At 67.2% G+C, this 11,435-nt stretch carries 8 protein-coding genes and 1 pseudogene; 2 read left to right on the top strand and 7 right to left on the bottom strand.

The features are described 5' to 3' along the window. The 4 genes and pseudogenes from H0X91_RS06035 to H0X91_RS06020 form a co-directional block, all read right to left on the bottom strand. Positions 1-197: pseudogene (locus H0X91_RS06035) on the bottom strand (acetyl-CoA C-acetyltransferase); the annotation flags it as partial. Positions 198-296: 99 nt separating this feature from the next. Beyond that, positions 297-2,162, bottom strand: a complete 1,866-nt coding sequence (gene phaC, locus H0X91_RS06030; RefSeq protein WP_196432878.1) for a class I poly(R)-hydroxyalkanoic acid synthase — start codon at positions 2,160-2,162, stop codon at positions 297-299. Positions 2,163-2,522: 360 nt separating this feature from the next. Further along, complete coding sequence (gene pgeF, locus H0X91_RS06025; RefSeq protein ID WP_012492651.1) at positions 2,523-3,362, bottom strand: peptidoglycan editing factor PgeF; 840 nt, start codon at positions 3,360-3,362, stop codon at positions 2,523-2,525. A 6-nt stretch (positions 3,363-3,368) separates the two neighbouring features. Continuing rightward, positions 3,369-4,580 carry an RluA family pseudouridine synthase gene (locus H0X91_RS06020; RefSeq protein ID WP_034178468.1) on the bottom strand — a complete coding sequence of 404 codons (1,212 nt, stop codon included), beginning with the start codon at positions 4,578-4,580 and terminating at the stop codon, positions 3,369-3,371. A gap of 41 nt (positions 4,581-4,621) precedes the next feature. Here H0X91_RS06020 and H0X91_RS06015 point away from each other — a divergent pair, with 41 nt between their 5' ends. Continuing rightward, on the top strand, positions 4,622-5,446 hold the full coding sequence (locus H0X91_RS06015; RefSeq protein ID WP_006484415.1) for an outer membrane protein assembly factor BamD: 825 nt from the start codon (positions 4,622-4,624) through the stop codon (positions 5,444-5,446). Positions 5,447-5,568: 122 nt separating this feature from the next. Here H0X91_RS06015 and H0X91_RS06010 read toward each other — a convergent pair whose 3' ends face one another. The 3 genes from H0X91_RS06010 to H0X91_RS06000 form a co-directional block, all read right to left on the bottom strand. Next, positions 5,569-7,818 carry an ATP-dependent DNA helicase gene (locus H0X91_RS06010; RefSeq protein ID WP_006496420.1) on the bottom strand — a complete coding sequence of 750 codons (2,250 nt, stop codon included), beginning with the start codon at positions 7,816-7,818 and terminating at the stop codon, positions 5,569-5,571. A gap of 55 nt (positions 7,819-7,873) precedes the next feature. Then, entirely contained in the window at positions 7,874-8,089 is a 216-nt protein-coding gene (locus tag H0X91_RS06005) for a YdcH family protein (protein WP_006478692.1), read from the bottom strand. A gap of 76 nt (positions 8,090-8,165) precedes the next feature. Continuing rightward, positions 8,166-8,918: a hypothetical protein gene (locus tag H0X91_RS06000; protein ID WP_006485898.1), complete on the bottom strand. Its 753-nt coding sequence runs from the start codon at positions 8,916-8,918 to the stop codon at positions 8,166-8,168. A gap of 164 nt (positions 8,919-9,082) precedes the next feature. Between H0X91_RS06000 and H0X91_RS05995 the strand changes: the two genes are divergently transcribed. Next, entirely contained in the window at positions 9,083-11,407 is a 2,325-nt protein-coding gene (locus H0X91_RS05995) for a Tex family protein (RefSeq protein WP_112751503.1), read from the top strand. Positions 11,408-11,435: the final 28 nt, after the last annotated feature.

Raw genomic sequence — 11,435 nt, 5'->3', positions numbered from 1 at the left:
GCCGGGTTCTGCCCGGAGCCGGCCGTCAGCACCTGGCCCATGATCACTTCGCTGACCTGCTCGGGCTTCACGCCCGCACGCTCCAGCACTGCGCGGATCACCGTCGCGCCCAGTTCGGGCGCCGCAACCTTCGCCAGCGAGCCGCCGAATTTGCCGACCGCGGTCCGCGCGGCCGATACGATCACTACATCCGTCATTTCCCTTTCCTCCAGGCCCGCACGACACGGCGCGTCGTTACCGGCCCTGTTAAAAAAACTGCGGTGCACCGGACAGCGTGCGCCGCTGTCCGGTTTTCGTCAATCGCGCTGCAACACGTAGCGCCCGGGCGCCGGCTCGACCACCGGGAATTGCGCGGAACCCGGCTGGGCCGGCGGCGCGACCTTGCGACCGCCGTACGCGTCGAGCCACTCGACCCACGTCGTCCACCAGCTTCCCGGCTGCTCGGTCGCCGCGGCAAACCAGTCGTCCGCGGATTCGGGCAGGTCGCCCTCGTTGACCCAGTAGCTGCGTTTCTTCTTCGCCGGCGGATTGATCACGCCCGCGATGTGTCCCGACGCGCCGAGCACGAACTTCAGCGGGCCCGACAGGATCGACGTCGATGCGTAGGCCGTCTGCCACGGCACGATGTGATCCTCGCGCGAACCGTAGATGAAGGTCGGCACGTCGATCAGCGACAGGTCGACCGACTCGCCGCACACGGTCAGCGCACCCGGCTCGCGCAGCTTGTTTTCCAGATAGGTATGGCGCAGATACCACGCGTACATCGGGCCCGGCAGGCTCGTCGAATCGCTGTTCCAGTACAGCAGGTCGAACGGCGCGGGCGTGCGGCCCTTCAGGTAGTTGTCGACGACGTAGTTCCACACGAGATCGTTCGGCCGCAGGAACGAGAACGTGTTCGCGAACTCGACGCCGCGCATCAGCCCCGGCTGCGCACCGTTCTTGCCGCCGATGGTCTGCTCGCGCATCTGCACGTGCGCCTCGTCGACGAACACGTCGAGGATGCCCGTATCGGTGAAGTCGAGCATCGCGGTGAGCAGCGTCATCGACGCGGCCGGATGTTCGCCACGCGCGGCGAGCACCGCGAGCGCGGTCGCGAGCATCGTGCCGCCGACGCAGAAGCCGAGCGTGTTGATCTGCTCGCGGCCGCTGATCTGCTGCACCGCGTCGATCGCCGCGAGCAGCCCTTCGTTCATGTAGTCGTCCCACGTCTTGTGCGCGACCGATGCATCCGCGTTGCGCCACGACACGAGGAATACCTGATGACCGTTCGACAGCGCGTGCGCGACGAGCGAATTCTCCGGCTGCAGGTCGAGGATGTAGAACTTGTTGATGCACGGCGGGACGATCAGCAACGGCCGCTCGAACACCTTGTCCGTCTTCGGCGTGTACTGGATCAGCTGGATCAGGTCGTTCTCGTACACGACCGAGCCTTCGGTACATCCGAGGTTCTTGCCGACCACGAACTGCGATTCGTCGGTCTGCGAAATCTTGCCGCGCTGCAGGTCGCCGAGCAGGTTCATCATCCCCTGCCGCAGGCTTTCGCCCTGCGTCTCGAGGATCGATTTCTGTGCGTCGGGATTGAGTGCGAGGAAGTTGCTCGGCGCGGCGGCGGCCGTCCATTGCTGGACCGTGAAACGGATGCGCTCACGCGTCTTCGGATCGGTCTGAAGCGCGTCGGCCAGCTCCTGCAGATAGCGCGCGTTGAGCAGATACCAGGCGGCCGCGAACGCATGCGCGGGGGACGCCTTCCACGCGTCGCCGCTGAAGCGGCGGTCCTTCAGCTCTGGCGACTCGAGCTTCGCGGCGGCCGCCTGCTGCATCAGCGTCATGCAATCGCGTGCGTAGTCGGCCTGCAATGCCTGGAGCCGTTCGGGCGGAATCGCGGCAACCGGCAGCTTCAGCCCCGCGAACGGCGACGCCATCGCGCCGAAGTCGAGCATCGACGGCATCTGGAACGGAAACGACGTCGGGAACTGGAATGTCGCGAACGGATTGACGGAGGCCGATGCCGTCGCGGCGCGCGCCGGATCTGCAAAACCGCGCCACGCGTTCAACCACGACTCGAACATCTGCTGCATCGGCTGGGCGGCCGGATCGAAACCGGTGCTGCCCGCGGAAGTGCCCGCATGCGCGGACGTCGACGAATTTTTCGATGCTGTCATTACCTGCCTTACCGGTGATTCGTGAGCGTCAATCGTGAAATCCTGCTCGCGCGCGGCGTGCCGGCTGCGAGCCGGGCCGTCATGCTCTGGAGAGGCGTCTCCAGATTCTGCCGCAGTGCGGTATTTTTATCATTATCGTTTTCCCCATGTGAAGCGCCCCGTCAAACCACTGAACATTTCGGCACGGAGATAATCCGCGCACAACAGACGGGACAAGGGTTCCGGCGAAACATAAAACATTTTGTTTAGCTTGACGTCGGGATTTTTCATTCAGTCGCGCATGCAACGCCGTATTGCCGCCTCAATATCGAGATAACTCGATTTCGCGGCGCAACAAAGCCGGCGCGCATGCGCATGCAATCAATCGGCCAGCCAGATTGCCGCGGCCATGCGCCCCGTCACGCGGTCGCGCCGGTACGAATAGAAGCGCGCACGCTCGGCGACCGTGCACGCCGTCCCGCCGCTCACGTGCGCCACACCCGCACGCGCGAGTCGCAGGCGCGCGAGCGCGTAGAGGTCGGCCAGGAACTTGCCGGGCGCGCCGTCGATCGCGACGAACGCATGACGGGTTTCATCATGCTCCGACTGCGGAGCCGTGTCGAGAAACGCATCGCGCACATCGGCGCCGACCTCGAACGCCTGCGGGCCGATCGCCGGACCGAGATACGCATGCAGCGCGTCCGTCGCGCCGCCCGCAAGCGCCGCGACGCGCGCCGCCGTCTGCTCGACGATGCCGGCCGCGAGCCCGCGCCAGCCCGCATGCGCGGCGCCGACCGCGCGGCCCTGCGCGTCGCACAGCAGCACGGGCAGGCAATCGGCCACCATCACCACGCAGACGGCGCCTGCCTGATCGGTCACGCTCGCGTCGGCTTGCACCGGCGCCGTGGCACCAGGCGCGGCGGCGATCACCGCGTCCGCCTGCACGATCTGCGCGCCGTGAACCTGCTCGAGCCATGCGGCGCCCGACTGGCCAGCGAGGGCCAGCACGCGCGCGCGGTTGGCGGCGACATGGCCGGGATCGTCACCGGTATGCAGGCCGAGATTCATCCCGCCCGGCAGCGCGGCGCCGTCCTGCCAGCGCCCGTACGGGCCTTCGCTCACACCGCCGTCGCGGGTCGTGATCAGCGCGCGCACGCGCGGCGACACCTGCCAGTCGGGCCGCACGCAGTCCTGCCACGTCAACGGCGCCAGGTTCGTCATCGGCACTCACTCCTCCTCATCGTCGTCCAGATACGGCTCGTCGTCGTGATACTCGCCGCCGAAATCGTCATCGTCGTAGACACCGTCGTCGTCGTCGAATTCCTCGTCGCCCTGCCCGAAGCCGAGCGCGGCGACCAGTGCGTTCATGTCGTCCGGCAGCGGGCAGCGCCACTGCATCGCCTTGCCCGTGACCGGATGCACGAGGCCGAGCCGCCACGCGTGCAGCGCCTGTCGCGCGAACCCGTCCGGCAGCGGCGTGACCGAGCGCTTGCCGCGCGCGCGCCCGTAGACCGGATCGCCGAGCAGCGGATGTCCGGCATGCGCGCAATGCACGCGGATCTGGTGCGTACGGCCGGTTTCGAGATCGCACTGAATCGCCGAAACCGGCTGACGTTGCCACAGGCATGTGTCAACCGTGCGGAAATGCGTGCGCGCGGGCTTGCCCGACGCGCCGGTGACGACGGCCATGCGCGTGCGCTCGCGCGGATCGCGGCCGATCGGCGCGTCGATCGTGCCCGCCTCGGGCATCGTGCCCCACACCAGCGCGAAATAGCGGCGCTTCACCGTGCGGGCCTGCAGCTGGCGCACGAGGTCCGTCTGCGCGGCCAGCGTGCGGGCGACCACCATCAGGCCGGAGGTTTCCTTGTCGAGCCGGTGGACGATCCCCGCGCGCGGCAGGCCGGCCGCCGCGTCGCCGTAGCGATGCAGGAGGCCGTTGAGGATCGTGCCGCTCCAGTTGCCGGCGGCCGGATGCACGACGAGGCCGGCCGGCTTGTTGATGACGACGAGCGCGTCGTCCTCGTAAATCACGTCGAGCGGCACGGGCTCCGGCGTGAACGCGAGCTGCTCGGGCAGCAGATCGGGCACGAGCGCGATCTTCGCGCCGAGCGGCACCGGCTGGCGGATCTTCGCCGGCGCCCCGTCGACGAGCACCCGCTGCGCCTCGATCCAGCTCTGCAGGCGGCTGCGCGAGAATTCGGGGAACAGTTGGGCAAGCGCCTTGTCGAGCCGTTCGCCGGCGAGCGACAGCGGCACTTCGACGATACGCGGCGCGTCATCGCCCGCCACGGACGGCACGACGGGCGGCTGCATCGCGTCGCCGGCCAGATCGTCATCGAGGGAATCCCCCGAGGCAGCGTCGGCGGGCCGATCGCTTGGGCTATAATCTTCGCGATTTGGTGTGCCCGGCTGGGCATTCTGCGAACTTGAACGGGTCATTTAGACTGGGTCACCGAGACTTGAAGCTAGGACATGCGAGCATGATGAATTCGACCAAACGCACGGCCAGAACCGTCGCCGCCCGGGCTGCGGCGGTAGCGGCCGCGGCCCTCATCGCCGGCTGCCACGGCTTGCCGCAGAAGCAGGACGAGACGGCTACCTGGTCGAACAACAAATTATACTCAGAGGCCCAGGACGCACTGTCCGGCGGCGACTGGGGCAAGTGCGCGAAATATTTCGAATCGCTGCAAGGCCGCGATCCGTTCGGCCATTTCGCACAGCAGGCGCAGATCAACGTCGCGTACTGCAACTGGAAGGACAACGAACCGGCAGCCGCCGACCAGGCCGTCGACCGCTTCATCCAGCTCCACCCGGATCATCCGGATATCCCGTACGCGTACTACCTGAAGGGGATGATCCACTTCAACGACGATCTCGGCCTGTTCGGGCGCTTCTCCGGCCAGGACATGAGCGAACGCGATCCGCAGGCGCTGCGCGAATCGTACGATGCGTTCAAGGTCGTCGTCGATCGCTTCCCGAAGAGCAAGTACGCGCCCGACGCGGCCGCACGGATGCGCTACATCGTCAACGCGCTCGCGTCGCACGAAGTGCACGCGGCCGACTACTACTACCGTCGTGGCGCGTATGTCGCGGCCATCAACCGCGCCCAGCTCGCGATCAAGGACTACAAGGGCGCGCCGGCGATCGAGGATGCGCTGCACATCATGATCCTGTCGTACGGCAAGCTGAACCAGCCAGAACTCGCCGAGGACACCAAGCGCGTGCTCGCGGGCACGTTCCCCGACAGCCCGTATGTGACGGGCCATTCGCGCCCCGGTGCGAAGAAGTCGTGGTGGCAGTTCTGAAGCACGGCGCGATGTAACATCCGTTGTGCACACAAAAAACCCGGCCATCGAGCCGGGTTTTTTTATTGGCGCCGCATGCAAGCGGCACCGGGACAATCAAGCGACAAGTGCCGCGCGCGCGATCAAGCGCGCTTGTCCGAGCGGTGCTCGTCGAAGAAATCCTGCACGACCGCGATCTCGCGCGTGCGCTTGAACGGCGGCAGGCTTTGCCAGATCCGGCGCCCGTACGGCTTGTCGACGAGTCGCGTGTCGCAGATCATCAGCACGCCGCGATCCGTCTCCGCACGAATCAGCCGGCCCGCGCCCTGCTTCAGCGTGATCACGGCCTGCGGCAGCTGATGCACCGCGAACGGGCTCAGCCCCTTCTTCGTCAACGCATCGAGCCGCGCGGCCAGCACCGGATCGTCCGGCGGCGCGAACGGCAGCTTGTCGATCACGACCAGCGACAACGCATCGCCGCGCACGTCGACGCCCTCCCAGAAACTCTGGCTACCGACCAGGATCGCATTGCCGTACGCGCGGAAGCGGTCGAGCAGCTCGGTACGGCTTGCGTCGCCCTGCACGAGCAGCGGCGTGTTCCAGCCGCGCGCCTCGATCACGTCGCGCAGCTTCGAGGCGATCCGGTCGACCGCGCGCAGCGTCGTGCACAGCATGAACACGCCACCGCCGGACGCCTCGATCGCCGGCAACGCGGCATCGAAGACGGCATCGGTAAACGCCGGCGAAGACGGTTGCGGCAGGTTGCGCGGCACGTACAGCAACCCCTGCGACTGGTAATCGAACGGGCTGGCGAGCGTCATCGAACGACGCGAGCTGAGGCCCATCTGCGCCGCGTAGTGCGTGAAATCGCCGCGCACCGACAACGTGGCCGACGTGAACACCCACGCACGCGGCACACCCGCACGCTGCTTCGCGAAAATCGGCGCGACCGACAGCGGCGTTTCGTGCAGTTGCACGGTATGCGCGAACACCTCTACCCAGCGCACCTTCTCGTTCGGATCGCCGTCAGTGGCCGCGTTGTCGCCTGCCACGGCCGCATCGGCCTGCGCGGCCGCTTCCGCCGCGCCGGGCGCGACCCAGCCGGCCAGCAGGTCCTGCAGCTCGCGGGCGCGCCGCAGACACGCGCCGAGCGATTCCGCACGCTCGGCCTGGCTCGCGAGTGCCGAGGCGAGCGCATCGAGCGCAGCGTCGAGCGCGTCGAGCGCACCGAACATCGGGTGATCGTCGCCGAGCTGCGCGAGCGACATGCGCACGATCTGGTCGTTCGCGAACGCGAGACGCAAGTCGCGCGCCGCGCGCTCGAGATCGCCGCCCAGCTTCACCCACTCGACCGCGTCGCGTGCATGGCTCAGGCCTTCGGCCACCGTGTCGCGCGCGAGCTCGAGGATCTGCGTCGTCGACAGCGTCTCGCCGAAGAACAGCGTCGCCGTCTCCGGCAGCTGATGCGCTTCGTCGAAGATGATCGTGTTCGCGTTCGGCAGCAGCTCGGCCATCCCCGTGTCGCGCAGCATGATGTCCGCGAAGAACAGGTGATGGTTGACGACGACGATGTCGGCCTGCTGGGCCTCGCGCCGCGCCTGCATCACGAAGCATTCCTTGTAGTGCGGGCATTCCTGGCCGAGGCAGTTGTCGCGCGTCGACGTGACCATCGACCACACGGGCGCGTTTTCCGGCACGCTTGCGAGTTCGGCCTTGTCGCCGCTCTTCGTGATCTTCGCGAAGCGGACGATTTCCTGCAGATAGGCCGTGTCCTGCCGCGACGGCAGCCGGCCGTTGTCGGCCGTGCGTTGCAGGTAGTAGTGGCACAGATAGTTGGCGCGGCCCTTGAGCATCGCGACCGACACCGGCACCGCGAGCGCGTTGCGCACGGTCGGGATGTCGCGCTGGAACAGCTGGTCCTGCAGGTGCTTCGTGCCGGTCGACACGATCACCTTGCCGCCCCACAGCATCGCGGGCACCAGATACGCGTAGGTCTTGCCGGTACCTGTGCCGGCTTCGACGATCAGCGTGTTGTCGCCCGCGTCGTTGTCCGGTTCGGCTGCCGCGGCATCGTCCGCCGCCGGCCCGGCCGTTTTGTCGCCGTCGCCGAGACGGCGTGCCGGCCGCTTGCGGGTTTCGAAGATCTCGGGTTCGGGCATCCGGCGCGCGGACGCTTCCATCGCGGACGCGACCGCGCGCGCCATCTCGATCTGCGACGTACGCGGCCGATAGCCGTCGAGCGCGCGCGCCAGCAACCCGCCTTCGCCGAAGATCGTGTCGAGCTCGTCGACACGCTTGCGGCTCAGCTCGAAAGTGCCTTCGGGCGCACGAACGCGCCCGGCGGACGTCGTGTCACGCCGGGCATCGGGGGTGGCTTCAAGCGGTGAATTCAAGGCAAGCGTTCCTGTGTCCAGCGCCCGGGCGGCGCCGGCGCTTGCCAGGCCGCGCTCAGGCGCGCTTATCCGGTTCGAGCTGCGATTGCAGCAAAATGATTTTGTCCTTGGCCGCCAGCTTTTCCTTCTTCAGCCGGTGCAGCGTGATGTCGTCGATGTCGGAGTGTCCTTCCTTCAGCTCGATCTCCCGAGCGAGCTGCTGGTGCTGCTCCTGCAATGCAGCCAAACGGTTGTGCAATTCCTGCTGCTGTTCCGTGTGACGGTTTTGCATAGTTGCCTCCTCATCGAAGCAGCGCGACGGCCGGCGTGCCGACGCGCCCGAGACTGATCCCGATCAATTCAACACGTTACTGCCCCTGCTGCTGTTGCTGCTTGGCCTTCTCGGCCGCTTCCTGCTGACGCCGCTCGACATCGGCCTTGTGCTGCGCGGCTTCCTTCTGCTTCTGCTCGTAGCGCGTGGCGTTGTCGGCCCGTTCCTGCGCCTTCTGCGCCGCCTGCTGGTGCGCCTGGTCGAGCTTGCGCTGGAAATCCGCCTGCTTCTGGTCGTATGCCTGCTTGCTCGCCGCGCGTTGCGGTCCTTCCGCGCCGCGCTGCGCCTGTTTCAGTGCATTCTGCTCCTGCTTGTCGCGGAATGCAGCCGCGTTCGCCGCTTCGTTCGCCGCCCGCTGCGGCGCTTCCGCCGCGTTCCGGGCCTGCTTCAGCGCCTGCTGCTGGTCGCGCTGCTGCGCGCGCACCGCACGCTGCTCGTCGTTGAGCGCGAGCTGCTCCTGGCGAATGCTCGCCCGTTCCTCGCGCATCTGGTCGCGCGCCTTGCCGAGACAGTGATTGACGAAGAACTTGCTGTAACAATCGTGCTCCGCCACCGCATAACGATAATCGTTTTCCGCGGAGCGTTGATTGAGCACTTTTTGACGGGCGTCGAAATCCGGGACGGCGGAGGCGGCAACGGGCGCGGACGCGACGGCGTCCGGCGCGCTGGCGTCAGCGGCCTGCGCGAATGCGCCGGAAGGCCCGGCAGACAAAGCCGCGGCGAGCGCTGCGCCGAGCGCGACGAGAGAAATGCGGGAAGTTGGCAACGTCGTAGGAAAGCTGCGGGACATGTGTCAAATTCTATCACCCCCGGCTGGACGCTCCGCCATTTATGGCAAAATGCCCCGCTTCATTCATCCGCGGCCTCTGGCCCGTCGGGCCCGCCGGGCAGCCCGCCGCTCCGGGCCTGCCGGCCCGCGCCGCGATTTCAGCAGGCAGACAGACCATCCACGACATGACGGAAACCGTAGCACTCAAGATCGTACAGCGCATCGCCACCGAACTGTCCGTCCAGCCGCGCCAGGTCGCGGCGGCCGTGCAACTCCTCGACGAAGGCTCGACCGTTCCGTTCATTGCCCGGTACCGCAAGGAAGTGACCGGCAACCTGGACGACACGCAGCTGCGCCAGCTCGAGGAACGCCTCCTGTACCTGCGCGAGCTCGAGGATCGCCGCGCCGCGATCCTGTCGAGCATCGACGAACAAGGCAAGCTGACCGACGAGCTGCGTGCCGCGATCGACGCGGCCGACAGCAAGCAGGTGCTCGAAGACCTTTATCTGCCGTACAAGCCGAAGCGCCGCACGCGTGCGCAGATCGCCCGCGAAGCCGGCCTCGAACCGCTCGCGCAGGCGCTGCTCGCGAACCCGCTGCTCGACCCGCAGGCCGAGGCGGCCGCGTACGTCGACGCCGACAAGGGCGTCGCCGACGTGAAGGCCGCGCTCGACGGCGCGCGCGACATTCTGTCCGAACAGTTCGGCGAGACGGCGGAGCTGCTCGGCAAGCTGCGCGACTACCTGCACAACCAGGGCGTCGTGTCGTCGGCCGTCGTCGAGGGCAAGGAAAACGAGGAAGGCGAGAAATTCCGCGACTATTACGACTACGCGGAAACCATCAAGACCGTGCCGTCGCACCGCGCGCTCGCGCTGTTCCGCGGCCGCAACGCCGGCGTGCTGACGATCAAGCTCGGTCTGGGCGAAGAGCTCGACGCGCAAGTGCCGCATCCCGGCGAGGCGATGATCGCGCGCCATTTCGGCATCGCGAACCAGAATCGCCCGGCCGACAAATGGCTGTCCGACGTCTGCCGCTGGTGCTGGCGCGTGAAGGTGCAGCCGCATATCGAAAACGAACTGCTCACGCAGTTGCGCGAAACGGCCGAAACCGAAGCGATCCGCGTGTTCGCGCGCAACCTGAACGACCTGCTGCTGGCCGCGCCGGCCGGCCCGAAGGCCGTGATCGGCCTCGATCCGGGCCTGCGCACCGGCGTGAAGGTCGCGGTCGTCGACCGCACCGGCAAGGTGCTCGCGACCGACACGATCTACCCGCACGAACCGCGCCGCGACTGGGACGGTTCGATCGCGAAACTCGCGCGCATCGCCGCGCAGACGCAGGCCGAACTGATCAGCATCGGCAATGGCACCGCGTCGCGTGAAACCGACAAGCTCGCGAGCGAACTGATCGCGAAACATCCGGAGCTGCGCCTGCAGAAGATCGTCGTGTCGGAAGCCGGCGCGTCGGTCTACTCGGCGTCCGAGCTCGCCGCGAAGGAATTCCCGGAACTCGACGTATCGCTGCGCGGCGCCGTGTCGATCGCCCGCCGCCTGCAGGACCCGCTTGCCGAACTCGTGAAGATCGAGCCGAAGGCGATCGGCGTCGGTCAGTACCAGCACGACGTGAACCAGCGCGAACTCGCCCGCTCGCTCGACGCGGTCGTCGAGGATTGCGTGAACGCGGTCGGCGTCGACGCGAACACCGCGTCGGCCCCGCTGCTCGCCCGTGTGTCGGGCCTGAACGCGACGCTCGCGCGCAACATCGTCGACTATCGCGATGCGAACGGCCCGTTCCCGTCGCGCGAGCACCTGCGCAAGGTGCCGCGCCTCGGTGACAAGACCTTCGAGCAGGCCGCCGGCTTCCTGCGCATCAACGGCGGCGAGAACCCGCTCGACCGCTCGTCGGTGCACCCGGAAGCGTATCCGGTCGTCGAACGGATACTCGCGAAGATCAACAAGCGCATCGACGACGTGCTCGGCAACCGCGAAGCGCTGTCCGGCCTGTCGCCGACGGAATTTGTTGACGAACGTTTCGGCCTGCCGACCGTACGCGACATCCTGGCCGAACTGGAAAAGCCGGGTCGCGATCCGCGTCCGGAATTCAAGACGGCCACGTTCCGCGAAGGCGTCGAGAAGGTCTCGGATCTCGTACCGGGCATGACGCTGGAAGGCGTCGTGACGAACGTCGCCGCGTTCGGCGCGTTCGTGGATATCGGCGTGCACCAGGACGGCCTCGTCCACGTGTCCGCGATGTCGACGAAATTCATCAAGGACCCGCACGAGGTCGTGAAGGCCGGCCAGGTCGTCAAGGTGAAGGTGCTCGACGTCGACGTGAAGCGCCAGCGCATTGCGCTGACGATGCGCCTCGACGACGACGCGGCAGCGCCCGGCATGTCGTCGCGCGGCGGCCAGGATCGCGGCAACACAGGGCGCGGCGCCGCCCGCCCGCAGCGTTCGCGCGAGCCGGAGCCGGCCGGCGCGATGGCCGCGGCGTTCGCGAAGCTCAAGCGCTGAACAAGCGAATAGACCCGCCGTCGCCGTA

Origin of the sequence: Burkholderia sp. 9777_1386 (assembly GCF_015712265.1) — a bacterium.
In the GTDB taxonomy this organism is placed as follows: Bacteria; Pseudomonadota; Gammaproteobacteria; order Burkholderiales; family Burkholderiaceae; genus Burkholderia; species Burkholderia cenocepacia.
The sequence above is the reverse complement of the archived record's forward strand: the minus strand, read 5'-3'. Positions and strand labels throughout refer to the sequence as shown.